Here is a 20,547-nt window from a genome sequence, read left to right as displayed (position 1 = left end):
CTAGTGCATAATTGGCTTTGTGCTAGGAGAATATCGGATCGAGGGCCGTCGCGCAGCGGACATCGCGTCGAGCGTCGAGCGGGCGGTGGGCTCGGGAGAGCTGGAGCCGGGGCAACTGCTGCCTCCCATGCGGGAGTTGGCGACACAGCTCGGCGTCAATCCGAACACCGTGGCCGCCGCGTACCGCGTGCTGCGCGAGCGCGGGGTCATCGAGACGGCCGGGCGCCGCGGCAGCCGGGTGCGGCCCGCGCCCGCCACCACCGGACGCGACCGCATCCGCCTGGATGTGCCCGAGGGCGTGCGGGACGTGTCCGCGGGCAATCCGGACCCGGCCCTGCTGCCGCCGCTGGCACCGGCCTTCGCCGCCGCGGCGGCCGAGGCCGACCGCGCGCCCGTGCTCTACGGCGACCTGGCCGTGGACCCGGGCCTGGCGCGCGCCGCCCGTGCCGCACTGGACGCCGCGGGCGTGCCGGACGGGCCCCTCGCGGTGGTGACCGGCTCGCTGGACGGCGTCGAACGGGTCCTCACCGCCCATCTCAAGCAGGGGGACACCGTCGCCGTGGAGGACCCGGGCTGGGGCCGCACGCTCGACCTGGTGCCGGCGCTCGGGCTGCGGACCGTGCCGGTCCGCGTGGACGACGAGGGGCCGCGCCCCGAGGCCGTGCGGCGAGCGCTGGCGGGCGGTGCGCGCGCCCTGATCGTCACCGACCGGGCGCAGAACCCGACCGGCGCCGCGCTGAGCGCCACGCGCGCGCGTGCCCTGCGTGCCGTCCTGGCCGAACACCCGGAGACCCTGCTGATCGAGGACGACCACGGCCACGGCATCGTCGACGTCCCGCTGCACCCGCTCGCCGGGACCACCCGGCACTGGGCCTTCGTCCGCTCGGTCGCCAAGGCGTACGGTCCCGATCTGCGCCTGGCCGTGCTCACCGGTGACGAGGTGACCGTCGACCGGGTGTGCGGACGGCAGCGGCTCGGGCCCGGCTGGGTGAGCCTGCTGGTGCAGCGGGCCGTGCTGCGGCTGCTGACGGACGGCGCGCCGGAAAGCGGCGCCGTGGCGGCCCGGTACGACGAGCGGCGCGAGCGGCTGATCGGCGCGCTGGCGGAGCGCGGGGTGGCCGCGCGCGGGCGCAGCGGGATGAACGTGTGGGTGCCGGTGCCGGACGAGACCGGTGCCGTCGCCCGGCTGCTGCACGCGGGCTGGGCCGTCGCCCCCGGCGCACGCTACCGGCTCAGCGAGCCTCCCGGCATCCGCATCACCGTCTCGACGCTGCGCGGGGACGAGACGGAGCGGCTGGCGGACGCGGTGGCGGCGGCGCTGGAGCCGGCTGCGGCGCGCAGCTACGTCTGAGCGGGCGCCGGTACGGGGCAGGAAGGCTGCTCGGACGGCTCGGGCAGACCGGACGGCTCGGACGGCTTGGACGGCGCCTCGGACCGCCGGCCTTCGGTGGCCGTGGCCGTGGCCGTCGCGGCGGGCGTCGCCGTGGACGCGGCCGTGACCTCGGGTGCGGACCGCTCCGTCCTGCCGCGCGGCCTGGCCTGGGTCAGGGCCGCGCCCGCCAGGACGATCACCGCGCCGACCGGAGTCGACCAGGTCAGATCCTCGCCGAGGACGGCGACCCCGGCGGTGGCCGCGATGATCGGTACGAAATAGGTCACCATCTGGGCCGTGGTGGGTCCCACCTCGGCGACCAGTCCGTACTGCACGAGCATGGCGAACCCGGTGCCGAGCGCGCCCAGCGCGGCGACCGCCAGCAGCGGCAGCACATCCACCTGGGCCGGTATGTCCGTGAACAGGGGCGTGACGACGGCCAGTTGCACCGTGGCCAGCAGCAACTGCCCGCCGGTCAGGGACAGGTGCGACTCCGGGGCGCCGGCCAGCGTGCGACGGACGTAGATCCAGCCGACCGGGTAGCTCAGCGAGGCCAGCAGCGCCATCGCCGTGCCGCCCGCGTCCAGGCCGTGGAAGCCCTGCCAGGCGCCGAGCACCGTGAGCACCCCGAGGAAGCCGAGCCCCAGCCCCGCCACCCGCACCCGGGTCGGGCGGTCCTCGGAGAGGGCGACCAGCGAGAGCACCATGCCCCACAGCGGCGAGGTGGCGTTGCAGATGCCCGCCAGCGTGGACGGGATGGTCAGCTCCGAGTAGGCGAAGAGCGAGAACGGCAGCGCGTTGAGGAAGAACCCGGCGACCGCCAGGTGGCCCCAGGTGCGCGCACCGCGCGGCAGCCGCTCCCGCTTCACCGCCATCGCCACGGCCAGCACCGCCGTGCCGAACACCAGCCGCCCCAGCGTCACCTGGAACGGCGCGAAGCTGCGCGTGCCCACCTTCATGAACAGGAAGCTGAAGCCCCAGACCAGCGCCAGGAAGGCGAACCGGACCCGCCAGTGCGCGGGGCGGCGGGCCCTCGGGGAAGGGGACGGCGGGGACGGCAAGGCGCCGGCGGTCGCGGTGGTCATGCTCGTAGCGTGCCGCGCTCAACCTCGTAGCACAATCGAGAATTCGCGCGCTGTACCTCGTAGTATCGCTTACATGTTGAACTTGGAGCGCCTGCGGACCCTCGACGCCCTCGCCCGGCACGGCTCGGTCAGCGGCGCGGCCGACGGACTGCACGTGACGACCTCGGCCGTCTCGCAGCAGCTGGCGAAGCTGGAACGCGAGGTGGGCCAGCGGCTCCTGGCCAGGAACGGCCGGGGCGTACGCCTCACCGACGCCGGGCGGCTGCTCGCCGAACACGCGGCGCGCATCCTCTCCCAGGTGGAGCTGGCCCAGTCCGATCTGGAGGCCCAGCGCGGGCAGGTGGTCGGCGAACTGCGGCTGGCCGCGTTCCCCACGGGTGCGCGCGGCCTGTTCCCGGCGGCGCTGTGCCATCTGCGCGCCCGGCACCCGGCACTCGGTGTCACCACCGCCGAGGTGGAACCCGCCCCCGCCGTACGGGCCGTGCTGCGCGGTGACGCCGACCTCGCCGTGGTCCTCGACTGGTACAACAAGCCGCTGCCCGTCCCCGAGGGGCTCGTCCGGGCGCCGCTCCTCGACGACCCCGTGGATGTGGCGCTGCCCGCCGCGCATCCGCACGCGGACCGCGCCGACGCCGGGCTGGAGGACTTCGCCGCCGACGACTGGATCAGCTGGGGCGACGACGAGTTCTGCCACGAGTGGCTGCTCGACACCCTGCGCTCCAAGGGGGTGGAACCCCGTGTGGCGCACCGCGCCCAGGAGCACGCCACCCAGCTCGCGCTGGTCGCGGCCGGCCTCGGGGTGTGCGTGGCGCCGCGCCTGGGGCGGGGGCCGCTGCCGGCCGGGGTGCGGGCCGTTCCGGTGCGGCAGGCGGTGCGGCGGCACGTCTACGCCGTGTGGCGGGCCGACGCCGACCGCCGTCCCTCGATCCGGGCGGCGGTGGAGGCCCTGCGCGCCGCGGGCGACCAGCTCGGCTGAAGGGCCGGGCCGCCCGGCCGGTGCGCGGACACCGGTCCGCCCGCCCGGCGGCGCCGGGGCGCCCACATGCTCCTGTTGGCCCACATGCTCCTGTTGACGGGCGTCATCCACCGGTCCGCCCGCCCGGCCGCGCCGGTGTCCGCGCGCGTTGTCCACAGGGCGGCCGGAGGAATGCGTGCCCCCAGTAGCCTGGGGCGATGCTCAAGGAAGTCAACGCGACCCGGTTCATCACACCGCTCCGTGAGGGCGGTTCGCTGCCGGGGCTCGTCGAGGCCGACGACCTCGGCACGTACGTCCTGAAGTTCAGCGGCGCCGGTCAGGGCCGCAAGACGCTCGTCGCCGAGGTCGTCTGCGGTGAACTGGCCCGGAGGCTGGGGTTCCGTGTGCCGTCCCTCGCGGTCGTCGGCCTGGATCCGGTGCTCGGTCTCGGCGAACCCGACGAGCGGGTCCAGGAGCTGCTGCGCTCCAGCGGCGGGGGCAACCTCGGGATGGACTTCCTCTCCGGTGCCCTCGGCTTCGACCCGCTGGCCTTCCCGGTGGACGCCGCGGAGGCCGGGCGGATCGTCTGGTTCGACGCGCTGGTGAACAACGTGGACCGCTCCTGGCGCAACCCGAACCTGCTCAGATGGCGCGGCGCGCTGTGGCTGATCGACCACGGCGCCACCATGATCTGGCAGCACAACTGGCCGGGCGCCGAGGCGTCCGCGGCCCGTCCGTACGACGCCTCCGACCACGCCCTCGCGCGCTTCGCCCCGGATGTCGCGGCCGCCGCCGCGGATCTGGCACCGCGAATCACCGAGGACCTGCTCGCCGAGGTGACCGCCGAGATCCCGGACGCCTGGCTGACGGACGAGCCCGGCTTCGCCACCCCCGGCGAACTGCGCCGCGCCTACGCCCGGCCGCTGCTCGCGCGGGCCGCGGTGATCCACGAACGCATCCAGGGAATCCAGGGCGGTCAGGGTGTCCAGGGAACCCGGGGCAGCCAGGGCGTCCAGGATTCCGAAGACAACGGGGGGACCAAGTGAGCGACCACCACATTCTCGGCGGCCGACAGGCGGGCGAGCGCCACATCATCGGCAGCCGGACGAGTGACCGGGACGTCTTCGAGTACGCCCTGCTGCGGATCGTCCCGCGGATCGAGCGCGGCGAGTGCCTCAACGCCGGAGTGCTCGTCTACTGCCGGGCCAAGGCGTACGTCGGCGCCCGCACCCATCTCGACGAGGCGCGGCTGCGGGCGCTCGACCCGGACGCCGACGTGGCGGGCGTGCGGGCCGCGCTCGCCGCCGTCGAGGGCGTGTGCGCGGGCGGTGCGGCGGCCGGGCAGGCGGCCGGGGACGACGCCGGCCGGCGCTTCCGCTGGCTGGTCGCGCCGCGTTCCACGATCGTCCAGCCGGGTCCCGTGCACACCGGACTCACCCTCGACCCGGCCGCGGAGGCGCAACGGTTGCTCGACCTCCTGGTGAGGTAATGGATCACACGTGGCGGGCGTGCCGTTGACACCGGGTGCCAGGGCTTCTAGCGTCACGTCCACCAGAGGTACTAAGCGGTCGCTCACCGCTGACCGGATTCACCGGCCGGGCTCCGGGCCCGGTCCGGGCAGGTTCTCTCAAGGGCGAGGAGAAGCAGCAATGTCCACCACTGACCAGCGGGTCGCCGTCGTCACCGGAGCCGCACGCGGCATCGGTGCCGCCACCGCCGTACGGCTGGCCGCCGAGGGCCGCGCCGTCGCCGTGATCGACCTCGACGAGGCCGCCTGCAAGGGCACCGTGGAGACGATCACCGCGGCCGGCGGCCGGGCCGTCGCGATCGGCGCCGACGTCTCCGACGAGGCGCAGGTCGAGGCGGCGGTCGCGCGCGTCGTCGAGGAGCTCGGCGCGCCGACGATCCTCGTCAACAACGCGGGCGTGCTCCGGGACAACCTGCTGTTCAAGATGAGCGCCTCCGACTGGGACACCGTCCTGAGCGTGCATCTGCGCGGCTCCTTCCTGATGGCCCGCGCGGTCCAGAAGCACATGGTGGACGCGGGCTTCGGCCGGATCGTCAACCTCTCCTCGTCCTCCGCGCTCGGCAACCGCGGCCAGGCCAACTACGCGGCCGCCAAGGCGGGCCTCCAGGGCTTCACCAAGACCCTGGCCAAGGAGCTGGGCAAGTTCGGCATCACCGCCAACTCGGTGGCCCCCGGCTTCATCGCCACCGAGATGACCAAGGCCACCGCCGAGCGCGTCGGCATGGGCTTCGAGGACTTCAAGGCCGCCGCCGCCACCCAGATCCCGGTGCAGCGCGTCGGCGAGCCGGAGGACATCGCCAACGCCATCGCCTTCTTCACGGGCGACGCCGCAGGTTTCGTCTCCGGCCAGGTCCTGTATGTCGCCGGCGGACCGCTCAACTGAGGGACACACGCACATGACTTCCGAGGAACTGCCCCCGCTGTCGGGCAAGGTCGCCCTCGTCACCGGCGCCAGCCGCGGCATCGGCTACGGCGTCGCCGAGGCACTGGTGGCCCGGGGCGACCGGGTCTGCATCACCGGCCGCAACGAGGACGCGCTCAAGGAGGCCGTCGAACGGCTCGGTTCCGACCGGGTCATCGGCGTCGCGGGCAAGGCCCACGACGAGGCCCACCAGGCGGTGGCCGTCGACCGGGTGATGGAGGTGTTCGGACGGGTCGACCACCTGGTCAACAACGCCGGCACCAACCCGGTCTTCGGCCCGATCGCCGACCTCGACCTGAACGTGGCGCGCAAGGTCTTCGAGACCAACGTGATCTCCGCGCTCGGCTTCGCCCAGCGCACCTGGCACGCCTGGCAGAAGGACAACGGCGGCGCCATCGTCAACATCTCCTCGATCGCCGGTCTCGCGCCCTCGCCGTTCATCGGCGCGTACGGCATCAGCAAGGCCGCGATGATCAACCTCACCCAGCAGCTCGCGCACGAGTTCGCGCCGAAGGTGCGGGTCAACGCCATCGCGCCGGGCGTGGTGAAGACACGGTTCGCGCAGGCCCTGTTCGAGGGCCGCGAGGACGAGGCCGCCGCGGCGTACCCGCTCGGCCGGCTCGGCGTGCCCACCGACATCGGCGGCGCGGCGGCGTTCCTCACCTCCGAGCAGTCCGACTGGGTCACCGGCCAGACGCTCGTCGTCGACGGCGGCCTCTTCCTCAACGCGGGCGTGGGCTGATCCGGCCGGGGACACCCACACCGGCACCACCGGGTACACACAGGCACCACCGGTACACAGGCCACCGGTGCACAGGCACGCGGCCGGTGTGCCGGTGGTGTCCCGCGTCGGTCTCCGGCGGGCTCTCCGTGCGGCGTTGTCAGTGGGCGCCTGTAGGTTCTGTGGGCAGGAAGTGACCATAGATCGTGAGGACGTTGACGTGACCGACATCGCCATGCTGCCCGAGTCCTGGCGCGGGGTTCTGGGTGACGAGCTGCAGCAGCCCTACTTCAAGGAGCTGACCGAGTTCGTCGAGGAGGAGCGGGCGAAGGGTCCCGTGTATCCGCCGCGCGAGGAGGTCTTCGCCGCGCTGGACGCCACGCCCTACGACCAGGTGAAGGTCCTCGTCCTCGGCCAGGACCCGTACCACGGCGAGGGGCAGGGCCACGGCCTGTGCTTCTCGGTGCGCCCCGGCGTCAAGGTCCCGCCGTCGCTGCGGAACATCTACAAGGAGATGCGCGAGGAGCTGGGCACCGAGATCCCGGACAACGGCTATCTGATGCCGTGGGCCCGGCAGGGCGTGCTGCTGCTGAACGCGGTGCTCACGGTCCGCTCCGGCGAGGCCAACTCCCACAAGGGGCGCGGCTGGGAGAAGTTCACCGACGCGGTGATCCGCGCGGTGGCCGACCGTCCCGACCCGGCCGTCTTCGTGCTCTGGGGCAACTACGCGCAGAAGAAGCTGCCCCTGATCGACGAGACCCGGCACGTGGTGGTCAAGGGGGCGCACCCCTCGCCGCTGTCCGCGAAGAAGTTCTTCGGCTCCCGTCCGTTCACCCAGATCAACGAGGCCGTCGCGGCGCAGGGACACCAGCCGATCGACTGGCAGATCCCGAACCTGGGCTGAGCCGGAAGGCCGGGAGCCGGGGGACCGGGTGGCGCGGCGGTCAGGGGCGCGCCACCTGCCGGCCGGCCCGTCGTCACGGCGCCGTGCGTCCTGTGTCGTGTCCCGTCCGGGGCTGCCTGAGCCGGATTGCCGGTGGGTGCGGTTAGCGTCGGGGGAGTCGGGTCGGGCACAAGGCTGGCAGGGGAGGCGCCGTGACGGAGCGGCAGGAGCAGACGGCGGGCGACGCCGTGCTGACGCGGATCGGTCAGAGCGTCATCCTGCACCACGCCGGTGACCGCGAGGAGGCCCGCGTGCGCTTCCTCGCGCTCTGGCACGAGCTGGGCGAGGACGGCGACCCGCTGCACCGCTGCACCCTGGCGCACTACCTGGCCGACACCCAGGACGACCCCTCGGACGAACTGGCCTGGGACCTCAGGGCGCTGTCCGCCGCCGAGGAACTCACGGGCGAGCGGCGCCCGGGGCACGAGGGCGCGCCAGCGGTCCGGGCCCTGTATCCGTGCCTGCACCTGAACCTGGCCGCCGACTATGTGAAGCTCGGCCGCAGCGAGGCCGCCCGCAGCCATCTGCGCCGCGCCCGCGGCACCGCCGCCTCCCTCGCCGAGGACAGCTACGGCGACGGCGTCCGCGCGGCCATCCACCACCTGGAGCTGCGGTTGGGCGAGGGCGGCCCGGCCGGACCGGGTGAGGACCCGGGCGGACCGCCCCGCCAGCGGTCGTAGCGGCGGACGGCCGGGCGCCGCGGCTGCGCGGGCGGGGCGGGGCGGGCAGGAAGGACACGGAGGCGGGATGCGTGACCGGGCCTGGGCCGCTCAACGCCCGTAGGTCTGGCCGCAGATCTTCGCCTCCGGACTGCCCGGACGCCAGTGGCCGTACTCCTTGCCGAGGGCGCAGATGCCCGGGTTCGCCGGTACGGCGTGCCGGGCGGCGGGTGTCGTGTGCCGTGGCGCGGGCGGATGCGGCGGCCGTGGCGCGGTCTCGTGGCCGGGCTTGTAGCCGGGGGCGCCGGGACCGCCGGGGGCCGTGGAACGCGGCGCCGGGTGCTGGTCCCGCGCCGCGGACCCGGTCGCGGCGGGTGTCGCGGGCGGCGCCGCCGGGGTGTGCGTGCGCGGGCGGGCGTCCGGTGCCGTGGGGCCGTCGGAGGAACCGGCGCGTTCCAGGGCCTCCCGGGCGGGTGCCTGCACGGCGCGCGGGCCGGTACCGCCCTCCGGGCGCGGGGCCGGACCGGCGGCGGAGGCCGTCGCCGGGACACCGGAAGGTGGCCGCTGGACCGTGACGCAGCCGGTGAGGGCCGAGACGGCCAGGGTGATCAGGAGCGTTGCGGCGGTCGTCGTTCGATGCACCCGCGCCACTCTGCTGCCCCGGCGGCCCGCATGACCTGCGGACGGCCGCAGGATGCCCCGCACGGGTGATGTCCCGCCCCTCGGGGAGTGGCCGCCGGGCGCGCGGGTGACGCTGCGGTGCGGGCCGTACCGGGCGACGGCCGTGGCCGGACCCCGCGACCGCCACGCCGTACGACCCTGTCGTCGCCCCGTTGCCTCCTTCGCCCCGGCGCCCTTTGCCCGGCGCCGTGCTCAGTCTCCGGTCGCGCCGTCGATGCGCTCGCGGATCAGGTCGGCGTGGCCGTTGTGGCGGGCGTACTCCTCGATCATGTGCGTGTAGATCCAGCGCAGGTTGAACGGGTCGGCGCTCGACCTGTGGCGGCCCTCGGAGAGGTCGTCGAGGCTCAGTCCGGCGGCGATGCGGCGCGCGGCGTCGATCTCCGCCTGCCAGGCGGCCTGGGCCTCGGCCCAGGTGTCGGCAGCGGTGACGCGGAAGTCGCCGTCCAGGTCCTGGTCGTCGTAGTAGATCGGCGGCGCGTCCTCGCCCGCCATCACCCGGCGGAACCAGCCGCGCTCCACCTCCGCCATGTGCCGCACCAGCCCCAGCAGGGTCAGCCCGGAAGGCTCCGCGGACGCGGTGCGCAACTGCTCGTCGGTCAGGCCCTCGCACTTCCACGCGAGTGTCTGCCGGTGGTAGTCCAGCCAGCCGTCCAGCATGGTGCGCTCGTCGGCGTTCTGGGCGGGCTCGCGGCGTTCGGTCGTCGTCATACGTTGATCCTCGCGCAGGTCAGACCCTCGCACCAGGAGTTTTTCCCCCGCCCCCGAGCATGCCGCCCAGCAGTTCCCGCAGGCCGGCCCGTACGTCGTCGAGTCGCGGGCGCCGCGCGTGGAAGGTCCCGGCCACGCACGAGAACATCAGCCCGTCCGCCCAGGCGACGAGGGACAGCACATGCCGCTCAGGGTCCGTGGAGCCCATCGCCGTGACCAGTGCGGTGAGCTGCTCGCGGAAGCGGGCGCCCGCGGCGTCGAAGGGGGCGCGCAGCTCCGGGCGGCGGGTCGCCTCCAGGGCCAGCTCGTAGCGGGCGAGCGTCAGCCGGCGGTTGCCGGTGAGCGCGCGATGGGTGGCGAGCGCCAGGCCGTCCACCAGCGAGTCCAGGCCGCCGGTCCGCGGATCCGGCATCTCGTGCAGCGCCAGCACCCGGGCCTCCCGGTCGGCCAGCCTCCGTACGGCCAGTTCCAGCAGCGCCTGCCGGGTGCGCGCGATGTTCGACGTCGAGCCCTGCGGAAGCCCGGCCGCCTCGTCGACAGCCCGGTGCGTCAGCCCGCGCATCCCGCGCTCGGCGAGCAGCGCGAGGGCGGCGTCGGCCACGCGGTCGGCGCGGGTGGCGGAGGCGGCGGGGCCGGCGCTGTCCGGGGTGCCGGGGTCATCGGGGCTGACAGGGCTGTCAGGGCTGTCGGCGCGCGGGGCGGGTGCGTCGGGAGCGGGCATGGAGATCAACCTACCGGCGGACTACGCCCGTAGTGCACCTCACTACATCCGTAGTACGGTCGGGGTGTCCAAGCGTCACTACAGGTGTAGTCTCGACTGTGCGGGAGGCAGCCATGTCCCAGCCCCAAGCCCCGAACCCGTCCGCGGGCCCGTCCCCGGCCGTCGTCGTCATCGGCGGGGGCATCGGAGGGCTGGCCGCCGCCGCGGCCCTGCACCTGTCCGGCCGCCGGGTCACCGTGCTGGAGCGCGCCCCTTCCCTGGAACCGGTCGGCGCGGCCATCTCCCTCTCCCCGAACGCCCTGCGCGCCCTGGACGTCCTCGGCGTCGGCGACCGGATCCGCGATCTGGCCGCCTGGCAGGGCGACGGCGGGCTGCGCACACCCGGCGGCCACTGGCTGGCCCGCACCGACGCCGCCGCGGCGGCCGCACGCTTCGGCGGCCCCATCGTGCTGCTGCCCCGGGCCACGCTGGTCGGTGTGCTGGCCTCGCTGCTGCCTCCCGGCACCGTCCGCACGTCCGTGCACGCCCGCCTCGCCGACCCCGGGGACGCGCACAGGCCGGCCCGGGTGACCACCCCCGACGGCGAACTGGAGGCCGACCTGGTGGTCGCCGCCGACGGCATCCACTCCACGTCCCGCCGGACCCTGTTCCCGGACCACCCCGGGCCCGTCTACTCCGGGTTCACGACCTGGCGCGTCATGATCCCGGTACCGGGCGCCGCGTTCCCCTCCCACGAGACCTGGGGCCGCGGCTGCCTGTGGGGCACCCACCCGCTCAAGGACGGCCGCGTGTACGCGTACGCCGCGGCGCGGACGCCCGCCGGGCAGCGCGCCGACGACGAACGCGCCGAACTCCTGCGCCGCTTCGGCCACTGGCACCACCCGGTCCCCGCCGTCCTCGCCGCCGCCCGCCCCGAGGACGTGCTCCGCCACGACGTCCACCACCTCGCACCGCCGCCGCCCGCCTACCACCGCGGCCGGACCGCTCTGCTCGGCGACGCCGCGCACGCCATGCCGCCCACCCTCGGCCAGGGCGGCAACCTGGCCGTCGAGGACGCCGTCGTCCTCGCCCACCACGTCGATGACCTGGCCGCCTACACCGCAGCCCGGCTGCCCCGGGCGACCGCCCTCACCCGCCGGGCCGTCCGGGTCGCCCGCGTGAACATGACGGGCAGCCGCGCCGGTGCCGCCGTACGCGACGCGCTGGTCACCGCCGTCTCCAGGACCGTGCCGGGAGCGCTGCTGCGCGGTTTCGACGGCGTCGCCGACTGGCGCCCTCCGCAGCCGCCGTATGCTGCGGTGCGGGCGGGCCGGACACCCGCCGCCCGAGGCAACGAGCACGGCTGAACGCGAACGGACGGCGCCGGACGGCGGCGTCCGCGACGGCCGGTCGAGCGACGACGAAGGAGCGCACGTGAAGGTCGGCTGCATCGGACTGGGCGACATCGCGCAGAAGGCGTACCTGCCGGTCCTCGGCGCGCAGCCCGGCGTCGACCTGCACATCCAGACCCGGACGCCCGCCACCCTCCAGCGGGTCGGCGACATCCTCCACCTGCCCGCCGAGCGCCGCCACGCCGACCTCGACTCCCTGCTCGCGCAGGATCTCGACGCGGCCTTCGTGCACGCGCCCACCGCCGTCCACCCCGAGATCGTCACCCGGCTCCTGGAGGCCGGCGTCCCCACGTACGTCGACAAGCCGCTCGCCTACGAACTCGCCGACTCCGCCCGCCTGGTGGCGCTCGCCGAGGAGCGCGGCGCCGGACTCATGGTCGGCTTCAACCGGCGGTACGCGCCCGGGTACGCGCAGTGCGCCGAGCACCCGCGCGAGCTGATCCTGCTCCAGAAGAACCGGGTCGGGCTGCCCGAGGAGCCCCGCACGATGGTCCTCGACGACTTCATCCATGTCGTGGACACCCTGCGGTTCCTGGTGCCGGGACCGGTCGACGACGTCACCGTGCGCGGCCGGATGCGGGACGGGCTGCTGGAGCACGTGGTGCTGCAACTGGCCGGGGACGGCTTCACCGCGCTCGGCGTGATGAACCGGCTCAGCGGCTCCGCCGAGGAGATCCTGGAGGTCTCCGGGCAGGACACCAAGCGGCAGGTGGTCAACCTCTCCGAGACCGTCGACCACAAGGGGCAGCCGACCCTGCGGCGGCGCGGCGACTGGGTGCCCGTCGCCCGCCAGCGCGGCATCGAGCAGGCCGTGCTGACCTTCCTCGACGCCGTGCGCGAGGGGCGGGTGCTCAGCGCCCGGGACGCGCTGGAGACCCACGACCTGTGCGAGCGCGTGGTGCGGACGGTGCTGGAGCGCCCCGGCGCCGCCGCCTGAGCACCTTCCGCACGCCCTCGTGCGCCCCCACCGCGGCCAGCACCAGCAGCGCCGCGTGCACCGGCCAGTCGCCGAGGCGGACGTACGGGGTGACGCCGTGCGCGACCGGTACCTCGTACACCCGGGCGGTGCTGTCGCCGGTGCCCAGCCAGGGGCCGATCCGCCGCCCGTCCGGACCGTAGACGGCGGACACGCCGGTCAGGGTGGCGTGCACCATGGGCCGTCCGGTCTCGGCGGCCCGCAGCGCGCCGAGCGAGGCGTGCTGCTCGGGCGCCCAGCTGTGCTGGAAGGTCGACGTCGACGACTGGGCGAGCAGCACCCCGGCGCCGTCCCGCGCCAGATGGCGGCTCATGTCCGGGAACGCGGTCTCGAAGCAGATCAGCGGGCCGATCCGCAGCCCGTGCCCGACGTCCATGACCACCTGCTCGGTGCCCCGCCTGCGGTTCTCGCCCGCGGCCTTGCCCACGGAGGTCGCCCAGCCGAGCAGTGAGCGGGCCGGGATGTACTCGCCGAACGGGACCAGCCGCATCTTGTCGTACCGCTCACCGGTCGGGCCCTGCGGTCCGACGAGCACGGAACTCTTGTAGATCCCGGGCCGGTCGGAGCGCCGGGCGTCCACATTGACCAGGACGTCCGCGCCGACCTCCCGGGAGAGGGCCGCGATCCGCCGGGCCAGGTCGGGCCGGTCGGCCAGGTCGAAGCCGACGCTGCTCTCGCCCCACACGACCAGGTCCACACCTCGCCCCGCGAGACCGCGGGTCAGCTGCTCCTCCCGGTCGAAACGCCGCTGGCCGCTCTCGGCGCCGTCGACCACACCCGGCTGCACCACCGCGACGCGGACCTGGCCGTCGACGGCGGGACGCGGCGCCCACACCCATGCCGCGGAGGTCACCGCGGCGGTCACGGCGAGCCCGGCCACCGCGGGCACCCGCACCCCGCGCGCCGCCACGAGCAGGGCGAGGGCCGCATTGACGGCCACCACCAGGAAGCTGAGCAGCCACACCCCGCCCACCGACGCCAGGCGCAGCGCGGGCGCCACCTGCCACTGGCTGGCGCCCAGCATCCCCCAGGGCCCGCCGAGCCCCTGCCAGGACCGCACGAGTTCCGCGGCCAGCCAGCCCGAGGGCAGCACCACGAGCGCCGCCGCCGCCCGCCCGGCGGAGGGCCGCCCGGCCAGGAACCGCCGCACCAGCCACCCCCAGGGCACCCACAGCACACCCAGCAGCGCCGCGAGCACCACGGTGAACACATGCAGGCTGGGCAGCAGCCAGTGGTGCACGGCCAGCATGTAGCCCAGCCCGCCGCACCAGCCGTCGCAGGCGGCCCGCCGCGCGGTCGGCGCGGACCGCACCAGCAGGATCCACGGCACGAGCGCGCCGTAGGCGAGCCACCACAGCGCGGGCGCCGGGAAGGCGAGCATCGGCAGCGCCCCCGCGAGCACCGCGAGCACCCCGCGCCGCCAGGGCGAGTCGAGCCAGCGTCCGAATCTCTCCATAGGGCGCCCTCCTACCCGTCGACGGCCCCGGTCACCCGGTGATCCACGGGTGGATCCAGTGTGCGCGTCCCGCCGCCCGACGCCCAGGCCACCGGCCGGGAGGACGCACCGGACACCGTGGGACACGGGGGACGAGGCGGACGTCCGCGACGGGCGGGCGCCCCGGATATTCGCTGGCCCCGCCGGGCACGGCCGCCGATGCTGGGCGCGTGAACGATCAGTCTCCCGAGCCGATGCCCCGCTTCGGTGTCCGCGCCCGCCACACCGCGTCCACAATCACCGTCTACCAGGCCTACCGCCCGCAGATCGGCGGCCCGGCCGCCCGCGACGGCCGTTTCCCGTCCACCTGGAAGCGGGACCGGATGACCTGGATCAAGCCGTCGTTCCTCTGGATGATGTACCGCTGCGGCTGGGGGACCAAGGAGGGCCAGGAGACCGTCCTGGCCGTCGAGATCGACCGCGGCGGGTTCGAGTGGGCGCTGCGGCACGCCTGCCTCTCGCACCATGTACCGGCCCTGCACGGTGACCGTGCCTCCTGGCAGGCGCGGCTGAGACAGGCGCCCGCGCGGGTGCAGTGGGACCCGGAGCGGGACCTGGGGCTCGCTCCGCTGCCGTACCGCTCCCTGCAGCTCGGGCTCGCCGGTGAGGCCGCGGTCCGGTACGCGGACGAGTGGATCGCCGGGATCGAGGACGTCACCCCGCTCGCGGCCAAGATCCACGCGTTGGTCCGGTCGGGTGAGCCGGAGCGGGCGCGGGCGCTGCTGCCCGAGGAGCGGCCGTACCCGCTGGACGACGAGGTGCTCGCGCATGTGCGGGCCTAGGCTGATCACATGCGGGCGGTGTCCGGCGCGGGTGCCGGGGCCCCGGCCCGCGGACGGCGCGAGCAGGCGGGAACGGAACCGGAGGTCGGCATGAAGCGACTCGTGACGGTCGTCACCGGGGGCAGCCGGGGCATCGGCGCCGCGGTCTGCCGGCGGCTGGCCGGCGACGGCCATGACGTGGTGATCGGCTACGTCCGCGACACCGGCGCCGCCGAGGCCGTCGCCGACGAGGTGCTGGAGGCCGGGGCGCGCAGCGTCGCCGTGCGGGTGGACACCTCGGTGGAGGCCGATGTCGAGCGGCTGTTCGCCGTGGCGGAGGAGCGGCTCGGGCCGGTGACGGGGCTGGTGAACAACGCCGGTGTGACCGGGCCGCTGGGCCGCCTCGCCGACGCGGACCCGGCCGACCTGCGCCGGGTCGTGGACGTCAACCTCACGGGCACGCTGCTGTGCTCGCGCCGCGCGGCCCAGCTGATGACCCCGCGCGGAAGCGGTGTGATCGTGAACGTGTCGTCCGCCGCCGCCACGCTCGGCAGCCCCGGCGAGTATGTGCACTACGCGGCGACGAAGGCCGCCGTCGACGCGCTGACCCTGGGGCTGGCCAAGGAACTCGGCCCGGACGGCATCCGTGTCAACGCGGTCGCGCCGGGCATGATCGACACCGAGATGCACGCGGCGATGGGCGATCCGGACCGGGTCCGCCGTGCCTCCGGCGCGATCCCGCTGCGCCGCCCGGGGCGGGCCGAGGAGATCGCCGCCGCCGTCGCGTGGCTGATGTCACCGGACGCCTCCTACGCGTCGGGAGCGGTGCTGCGGGTGTCCGGCGGGCGCTGAACCGGCGGTGGCGTGCGCGGTGCGGGGGTCTGCCGGCGGTCGGGAGGCGGCACGGCCGGTGCGCGCGGCGGGCAGCCGGGCCGGTCAGGCCGCTTTGATCACCCGGCCCCGGATGGCGGCGGCCCACTCGACCACCAGCAGTTCGTACTCCGCGCGCTCCTGGGCCGACAGGGACCCGCCCGCACGCAGCCAGAGCGCCCGGATCTGCTCGTTCAGCTCGGCGGCGGACCGCACGGAACCAAGGGCCATGGAATCGGGGGACATGCCCCAAGCCTAGGGGCAAGCACTGACACAGCGCTACCGGACGGCTACAGGAACCGTAGGGAGTCGGTCACCTGTGCGACGTCGGCCGCGTCCGCGGGTCGTTCACTCCGCCGACTCGGCCGCGTGCGGGCTGAGCACACCGGCCGTGACCAGGCCGATGATGACCAGACCCAGCACCACCCGGTACCAGACGAACGGCATGAAACTCTTCGTCGAGATGTATTTCATGAACCAGGCGATGACCGCGTACCCCGACACGAACGCGATCACCGTCGCGAACAGCGTCGGTCCCCAGACCACCTGGCCGGTCTCCATCGCGTCCTTCAACTCGAAGACGCCCGAGGCCAGTACGGCCGGAATGGCCAGCAGGAAGGAGTAACGGGCCGCCGCCTCGCGCCGGTAGCCCATGAAGAGGCCGCCGCTGATGGTGGCGCCGGAGCGGGAGACGCCCGGGATCAGCGCCATCGCCTGGCAACAGCCGTAGATCAGGCCGTCCTTGACGCCGAGGTCCCGCAGGGACTTGCGCTGCTGGGGCGCCCGGTGCCGGCCGCCCTTCTCGTCGCGCGCCGCCGTCCGGTCGGCGATGCCGATGACCACACCGACCACGACGAGCATCGTCGCCGTGATCCGCAGATCGCGGAACGGCCCCTCGATCTGGTCCTTGAGCGTCAGGCCGAGCACCCCGATCGGGACGGAGCCGACGATGACCAGCCAGCCCATGCGGGCGTCGGGGTCCGCGCGCATCGACCGGTCGAAGAGCGAGCGGGACCAGGCGGCGACGATGCGCCCGATGTCCTTGCGGAAGTAGATCAGCACGGCCGCCTCCGTGCCGATCTGGGTGATCGCCGTGAAGGCGGCGCCGGGGTCGTCCCAGCCCGAGAAAGCCGCCGTCAGCCGCAGATGCGCGCTGGAGGAGACGGGAAGGAACTCGGTCAGCCCCTGGACGAGTCCGAGGACGAGCGATGCGAACCAAGACATGGGGGTACGGAGTCCAAGTGCCGAGCGGGCAGGGGCGACGGGCGCACCGGGCCGCCGTGTGCCGCGGGCAGGGCCTGGGGTGCCGAGGGGCAGCGTAGCGGTCCGACATGACGAAAAACCCACCGGGGCTTTACCGGTCGTTTACGAAGAGGTGTGCACCTGTTCGGCTCGGCGCCCCGCTCCCGGTCTCAACGCGCGCGCAGATGATGCCGCTTGCGCCAGGCCACCACCGCGCCCGCCAGGGCCGGTACGGCGATGCAGGCCATCGCGACGAGGAAGGCCGGGGAGGTGGGGGTGGCGGCGCGGGCGCCCGCGACCGCGTAGGCGGCGGTGTTCGGGACCGAGCCGACCGCCGTGGCCAGCAGGAACGCGGGCCAGCCCATGCGGGAGACGGCGGCGCAGTAGTTGGCGGCCCAGAACGGCACCCCGGGGAACAGCCGGGCGGCCAGCATCGAACGGAACCCGTGCCGGCTCAGCTGCCCGTCCGCCGCCCGCAGCAACCGGCCGCGCAGCAGCGGCCGCAGCGCGTCCTGCCCGAGCACCCGGCCGAGCCCGAAGGCGATCCCGGCGCCCAGGACCGTACCGGCGAGCGCCGCCGCCAGCCCCGCGCCCGAGCCGAACAGCGCGCCCGCGGCGAGGTTCAGCAGCGGGCGCGGCACGAACGCCACCGTGCACACGCCGTACGCCGCCGCGAACAGCAGCACGGCCGCGAACCCGCCGAGCTGCGGCGGCCAGCCGTGCGCCAGCAGTCTCTGCGGCTGGAAGAGCAGGACGCAGGTCCCGGCCGCCGCGAGCAGCGCCAGCAGCAGGGACAGCCGCGACCACGGCGACAGCAGCACGCGCGCGCAGCGGGCGGACACGGTGAGGGAGACCGGCGCGGCCGTGAGCACGGCGGCGCCCGGCTCCGCGGCGGTGGCCCGGGGAGAGGCCGTGGCGGTGCCCCCAGAGCGGTTGGTGGCATCGAGCATCTGGTGACATTAACCGACGGGTGTGTCTGATCGCCGTACGGTTCGTCTCACCCACGTCACAGACGCCGGTCCGCGTACGGGCGCCCGGGTGCCGCCGCGGGGCCGAAAACCATTCGACGCGCGCCGGTCGTCCGGCGATGATCGGAGCATGTTCCGGCACGCCTTCCTCCTCGCAGCATCCGCGGTCGCGGATGCTCCGAAGGCTGCCGTCCGGATCCTCACGGCCGCAGTCGACGGCGCCCGAAGCTGACCCTCCCCGGATCGTCCGGCGGACCCCGCAGGGGGAGGGTCGGCGCTCTCCCGGGGTCCCGTCACACTTCTCACCGGCTTCGAGGTACACCCATGTCCAAGACGGCGTACGTCCGCACCAAACCGCATCTGAACATCGGCACGATGGGCCATGTCGACCACGGCAAGACCACGTTGACGGCCGCCATCACCAAGGTCCTGGCCGAGCGTGGCGGCGGCACGTTCGTGCCCTTCGACCGCATCGACCGGGCGCCCGAGGAGGCCGCCCGCGGCATCACCATCAACATCGCGCACGTCGAGTACGAGACCGACACCCGGCACTACGCGCACGTCGACATGCCCGGCCACGCCGACTACGTCAAGAACATGGTCACCGGGGCCGCGCAGCTCGACGGGGCGATCCTCGTCGTCTCCGCGCTCGACGGGATCATGCCGCAGACCGCCGAACACGTGCTGCTCGCCCGGCAGGTGGGCGTCGACCACATCGTCGTCGCCCTCAACAAGGCCGACGCGGGCGACGACGAGCTGACCGACCTGGTCGAGCTGGAGGTCCGCGACCTGCTCACCCGCCAGGGCTACGCCGGTGACGCGGTACCGGTCGTCCGGGTCTCCGGACTCAAGGCGCTGGAGGGCGACCCCCGTTGGACGGCGTCGGTCGAGGCGCTGCTCGACGCCGTCGACACCTATGTGCCGATGCCCGAGCGGTACCTGGACGCGCCGTTCCTGCTGCCGGTGGAGAACGTGCTCACCATCACCGGCCGCGGGACCGTCGTGACCGGCGCCGTCGAGCGCGGCACGGTCCGGGTCGGCGACCGGGTCGAGGTGCTGGGCGCCGCGACCGAGACGGTGGTCACCGGCCTGGAGACCTTCGGCAAGCCCATGCGGGAGGCGCAGGCCGGGGACAACGTGGCGCTGCTGCTGCGCGGTGTCCCGCGCGACGCGGTCCGCCGCGGGCACGTCGTGGCCGCCCCCGGCAGCGTGACGCCGCGGCGGCGGTTCACCGCGCGGGTGTACGTGCTGTCGGGCCGTGAGGGCGGCCGGACGACACCGGTGGCCACCGGCTACCGGCCGCAGTTCTACATCCGCACCGCGGACGTGGTCGGTGACGTCGACCTCGGCGGGGCGGCGCTCGCGCGGCCCGGGGACACGGTCACCATGACCGTGGAACTGGGGCGCGAGGTGCCCCTGGAGCCGGGTCTCGGCTTCGCCGTCCGGGAGGGCGGCCGGACCGTGGGGGCCGGGACGGTGACCTCCGTGGAGTGAGGCCGCGCGCGGTCCGGTGAGCGGGGCGGCAGCGGGGTCGGCGTTAGCGGGCCGCCCCCGCTCCCGCCGACTGCCGCTGCCGCCCTCCGCGGCGCCTGCCGTCCCGGCCCGGTGCCAGGCCCGTTGCCTGTCCCGGCACAATGAGGGGTTGCCTGGCCCGGCACAATGGGGGAGTGACCGAGCCCATCCCCGTGAGCCGTGCCGTCGACCACGGGACCGCCAAGCTGATGCCCGACGTCGACCGCGAGCGCGCGTGGCTGCTGACGGTGGACGGGGCGCCGCAGTCGTACGTCGACCTGGACGCGCCCGCTCACCTGGAGTTCGAGTACACGCGCAGGATCGGGCACGTACTGGACACGGTGGCCGAGGAGGGCCGGCCGCTGGACGTGCTGCATCTGGGCGGCGGCGCGTTCACGCTGCCCCGCTACGTGGCGGCGACCCGGCCGGGCTCGCGCCAGGACGTCGTCGAGGCCGACCGGGGGCTGCTGGAACTGGTCGCGGAATGCCTTCCGCTGCCCGCGGGATCGGGCATCACGCTGCACGCGGCCGACGCCCGCGCCTGGCTGGAGAGTGCCCCGGCGGACTCGGCGGACGTGCTGGTCGCGGACGTCTTCGGCGGCTCCCGGGTCCCGGCGCACCTCACCTCTCTCGGCTGCGCGCGGGCGGCGGAGCGGGTGCTGCGGCCGGGCGGCGTCCACGTCGTCAACCTCGCCGACGCCGCGCCGTTCGCGTTCCTGCGCTCCCAGCTCGCCACGCTCGCCGAGGTGTTCGAGGAGACGGTGCTGATCGCCGAGCCCGCGGTGCTGCGGGGCCGCCGCTTCGGCAACGCGGTGCTCGCCGCCGCGCACCGCCCGCTCGACACGGCCGCCCTGGCCCGGCGCACCGCCTCGGACACCTTCCCCGCCCGGGTCGAACACGGCGCCGCGCTGCGGAAGTTCGCGGGCGCCGCCCGCCCGGTGCGCGACGAGGACGCCGTGGCGTCCCCCGAGCCCCCGGGCGGGGCCTTCGGCATCGGCTGACGGGCCCGGCGGCCGCGGCGGTCCTGGCGGCGGCGG

General features: G+C 74.5%; 22 protein-coding genes. 14 read left to right on the top strand and 8 right to left on the bottom strand.

Annotated features, from left to right (window positions below):
- Window positions 1–19 precede the first annotated feature (19 nt).
- A complete protein-coding gene (locus A8713_RS04475) occupies window positions 20–1,351 on the top strand; it encodes an aminotransferase class I/II-fold pyridoxal phosphate-dependent enzyme (protein ID WP_079158835.1) in 1,332 nt (443 codons plus the stop codon).
- On the opposite strand, the gene A8713_RS04470 is transcribed toward A8713_RS04475, so the two are convergent.
- Window positions 1,342–2,457 (bottom strand): DMT family transporter, encoded by a 1,116-nt coding sequence (locus A8713_RS04470; protein WP_064531522.1) that lies wholly within the window; start codon window positions 2,455–2,457, stop codon window positions 1,342–1,344. The genes A8713_RS04475 and A8713_RS04470 overlap by 10 nt on opposite strands.
- Window positions 2,458–2,530: 73 nt before the next feature.
- On the opposite strand from A8713_RS04470, the gene A8713_RS04465 reads away from it, so the two are divergent.
- The 7 genes from A8713_RS04465 (at window position 2,531) to A8713_RS04435 (ending at window position 8,206) form a co-directional block, all read left to right on the top strand.
- Window positions 2,531–3,433 (top strand): LysR family transcriptional regulator, encoded by a 903-nt coding sequence (locus A8713_RS04465; RefSeq protein ID WP_064531521.1) that lies wholly within the window; start codon window positions 2,531–2,533, stop codon window positions 3,431–3,433.
- Between the two features lie 197 nt (window positions 3,434–3,630).
- Window positions 3,631–4,458 carry a HipA family kinase gene (locus tag A8713_RS04460; protein WP_064531520.1) on the top strand — a complete coding sequence of 276 codons (828 nt, stop codon included), beginning with the start codon at window positions 3,631–3,633 and terminating at the stop codon, window positions 4,456–4,458.
- The gene (locus A8713_RS04455) at window positions 4,455–4,901 is read left to right on the top strand and encodes a DUF3037 domain-containing protein (RefSeq protein WP_385494032.1); all 447 of its coding nucleotides are present in this window, start codon (window positions 4,455–4,457) and stop codon (window positions 4,899–4,901) included. Before A8713_RS04460 ends, A8713_RS04455 begins: the two co-directional genes overlap by 4 nt.
- 160 nt (window positions 4,902–5,061) lie before the next feature.
- Window positions 5,062–5,823 carry a 3-oxoacyl-ACP reductase FabG gene (fabG, locus tag A8713_RS04450; protein ID WP_064531519.1) on the top strand — a complete coding sequence of 254 codons (762 nt, stop codon included), beginning with the start codon at window positions 5,062–5,064 and terminating at the stop codon, window positions 5,821–5,823.
- A 13-nt stretch (window positions 5,824–5,836) separates the two neighbouring features.
- Window positions 5,837–6,604 (top strand): SDR family oxidoreductase, encoded by a 768-nt coding sequence (locus A8713_RS04445; protein WP_018571168.1) that lies wholly within the window; start codon window positions 5,837–5,839, stop codon window positions 6,602–6,604.
- 199 nt (window positions 6,605–6,803) lie between these two features.
- Complete coding sequence (locus A8713_RS04440) at window positions 6,804–7,487, top strand: uracil-DNA glycosylase (RefSeq protein ID WP_064531518.1); 684 nt, start codon at window positions 6,804–6,806, stop codon at window positions 7,485–7,487.
- Between the two features lie 191 nt (window positions 7,488–7,678).
- Window positions 7,679–8,206, top strand: coding sequence for a tetratricopeptide repeat protein (locus A8713_RS04435; RefSeq protein ID WP_064531517.1), 528 nt, complete (start codon window positions 7,679–7,681; stop codon window positions 8,204–8,206).
- Between the two features lie 90 nt (window positions 8,207–8,296).
- Here the strand turns inward: A8713_RS04435 and A8713_RS04430 are convergent, their stop codons facing one another.
- From A8713_RS04430 to A8713_RS04420, 3 genes are all read right to left on the bottom strand, one after another.
- Window positions 8,297–8,827 carry a hypothetical protein gene (locus tag A8713_RS04430; RefSeq protein ID WP_335743743.1) on the bottom strand — a complete coding sequence of 177 codons (531 nt, stop codon included), beginning with the start codon at window positions 8,825–8,827 and terminating at the stop codon, window positions 8,297–8,299.
- 231 nt (window positions 8,828–9,058) lie between these two features.
- Window positions 9,059–9,574, bottom strand: coding sequence for a DinB family protein (locus A8713_RS04425; RefSeq protein ID WP_064531515.1), 516 nt, complete (start codon window positions 9,572–9,574; stop codon window positions 9,059–9,061).
- Between the two features lie 19 nt (window positions 9,575–9,593).
- Window positions 9,594–10,295: a TetR/AcrR family transcriptional regulator gene (locus tag A8713_RS04420; RefSeq protein WP_237305302.1), complete on the bottom strand. Its 702-nt coding sequence runs from the start codon at window positions 10,293–10,295 to the stop codon at window positions 9,594–9,596.
- A 113-nt stretch (window positions 10,296–10,408) separates the two neighbouring features.
- On the opposite strand from A8713_RS04420, the gene A8713_RS04415 reads away from it, so the two are divergent.
- A complete protein-coding gene (locus tag A8713_RS04415) occupies window positions 10,409–11,641 on the top strand; it encodes an FAD-dependent monooxygenase (protein ID WP_064531514.1) in 1,233 nt (410 codons plus the stop codon).
- 67 nt (window positions 11,642–11,708) lie between these two features.
- Complete coding sequence (locus A8713_RS04410) at window positions 11,709–12,623, top strand: Gfo/Idh/MocA family protein (RefSeq protein ID WP_064531513.1); 915 nt, start codon at window positions 11,709–11,711, stop codon at window positions 12,621–12,623.
- Here A8713_RS04410 and lnt read toward each other — a convergent pair.
- A complete protein-coding gene (lnt, locus tag A8713_RS04405; RefSeq protein WP_064531512.1) occupies window positions 12,538–14,118 on the bottom strand; it encodes an apolipoprotein N-acyltransferase in 1,581 nt (526 codons plus the stop codon). The two genes, A8713_RS04410 and lnt, sit on opposite strands and share 86 nt — an antisense overlap.
- 233 nt (window positions 14,119–14,351) lie before the next feature.
- Here lnt and A8713_RS04400 point away from each other — a divergent pair, with 233 nt between their 5' ends.
- Together A8713_RS04400 and A8713_RS04395 are read left to right on the top strand one after the other, a co-directional pair.
- Complete coding sequence (locus A8713_RS04400; RefSeq protein WP_064531511.1) at window positions 14,352–14,939, top strand: DUF4291 domain-containing protein; 588 nt, start codon at window positions 14,352–14,354, stop codon at window positions 14,937–14,939.
- Between the two features lie 90 nt (window positions 14,940–15,029).
- Complete coding sequence (locus A8713_RS04395) at window positions 15,030–15,770, top strand: SDR family NAD(P)-dependent oxidoreductase (RefSeq protein ID WP_064537228.1); 741 nt, start codon at window positions 15,030–15,032, stop codon at window positions 15,768–15,770.
- Window positions 15,771–15,854: 84 nt separating this feature from the next.
- On the opposite strand, the gene A8713_RS04390 is transcribed toward A8713_RS04395, so the two are convergent.
- The 3 genes from A8713_RS04390 to A8713_RS04380 form a co-directional block, all read right to left on the bottom strand.
- Window positions 15,855–16,034 carry a hypothetical protein gene (locus A8713_RS04390; protein ID WP_037874387.1) on the bottom strand — a complete coding sequence of 60 codons (180 nt, stop codon included), beginning with the start codon at window positions 16,032–16,034 and terminating at the stop codon, window positions 15,855–15,857.
- 102 nt (window positions 16,035–16,136) lie between these two features.
- A complete protein-coding gene (locus A8713_RS04385; protein ID WP_064531510.1) occupies window positions 16,137–17,012 on the bottom strand; it encodes an undecaprenyl-diphosphate phosphatase in 876 nt (291 codons plus the stop codon).
- A gap of 188 nt (window positions 17,013–17,200) precedes the next feature.
- A complete protein-coding gene (locus A8713_RS04380; protein WP_064531509.1) occupies window positions 17,201–17,980 on the bottom strand; it encodes a TVP38/TMEM64 family protein in 780 nt (259 codons plus the stop codon).
- A 342-nt stretch (window positions 17,981–18,322) separates the two neighbouring features.
- On the opposite strand from A8713_RS04380, the gene tuf reads away from it, so the two are divergent.
- Window positions 18,323–19,492, top strand: coding sequence for an elongation factor Tu (gene tuf / locus A8713_RS04375; protein WP_064531508.1), 1,170 nt, complete (start codon window positions 18,323–18,325; stop codon window positions 19,490–19,492).
- A gap of 173 nt (window positions 19,493–19,665) precedes the next feature.
- Window positions 19,666–20,511, top strand: a complete 846-nt coding sequence (locus tag A8713_RS04370; protein ID WP_064531507.1) for a spermidine synthase — start codon at window positions 19,666–19,668, stop codon at window positions 20,509–20,511.
- Window positions 20,512–20,547: the final 36 nt, after the last annotated feature.

Origin of the sequence: Streptomyces sp. SAT1, assembly GCF_001654495.1 — a bacterium.
Taxonomy (GTDB): Bacteria; Actinomycetota; Actinomycetes; order Streptomycetales; family Streptomycetaceae; genus Streptomyces; species Streptomyces andamanensis.
Note: the sequence above shows the minus strand (reverse complement) of the source record. Positions and strands in the feature narration are given on the sequence as shown.

Coding starts and splice junctions, on each gene's coding strand:
- A8713_RS04470 (WP_064531522.1), bottom strand. CDS start 2,457: ATGACCACCGCGACCGCCGGCGCCTTGCCGTCCCCGCCGTCCCCTTCC.
- A8713_RS04465 (WP_064531521.1), top strand. CDS start 2,531: ATGTTGAACTTGGAGCGCCTGCGGACCCTCGACGCCCTCGCCCGGCAC.
- A8713_RS04460 (WP_064531520.1), top strand. CDS start 3,631: ATGCTCAAGGAAGTCAACGCGACCCGGTTCATCACACCGCTCCGTGAG.
- fabG (WP_064531519.1), top strand. CDS start 5,062: ATGTCCACCACTGACCAGCGGGTCGCCGTCGTCACCGGAGCCGCACGC.
- A8713_RS04445 (WP_018571168.1), top strand. CDS start 5,837: ATGACTTCCGAGGAACTGCCCCCGCTGTCGGGCAAGGTCGCCCTCGTC.
- A8713_RS04425 (WP_064531515.1), bottom strand. CDS start 9,574: ATGACGACGACCGAACGCCGCGAGCCCGCCCAGAACGCCGACGAGCGC.
- A8713_RS04420 (WP_237305302.1), bottom strand. CDS start 10,295: ATGCCCGCTCCCGACGCACCCGCCCCGCGCGCCGACAGCCCTGACAGC.
- A8713_RS04415 (WP_064531514.1), top strand. CDS start 10,409: ATGTCCCAGCCCCAAGCCCCGAACCCGTCCGCGGGCCCGTCCCCGGCC.
- lnt (WP_064531512.1), bottom strand. CDS start 14,118: ATGGAGAGATTCGGACGCTGGCTCGACTCGCCCTGGCGGCGCGGGGTG.
- A8713_RS04400 (WP_064531511.1), top strand. CDS start 14,352: ATGCCCCGCTTCGGTGTCCGCGCCCGCCACACCGCGTCCACAATCACC.
- A8713_RS04395 (WP_064537228.1), top strand. CDS start 15,030: ATGAAGCGACTCGTGACGGTCGTCACCGGGGGCAGCCGGGGCATCGGC.
- A8713_RS04390 (WP_037874387.1), bottom strand. CDS start 16,034: ATGTCCCCCGATTCCATGGCCCTTGGTTCCGTGCGGTCCGCCGCCGAG.
- A8713_RS04385 (WP_064531510.1), bottom strand. CDS start 17,012: ATGTCTTGGTTCGCATCGCTCGTCCTCGGACTCGTCCAGGGGCTGACC.
- A8713_RS04380 (WP_064531509.1), bottom strand. CDS start 17,980: ATGCTCGATGCCACCAACCGCTCTGGGGGCACCGCCACGGCCTCTCCC.
- tuf (WP_064531508.1), top strand. CDS start 18,323: ATGTCCAAGACGGCGTACGTCCGCACCAAACCGCATCTGAACATCGGC.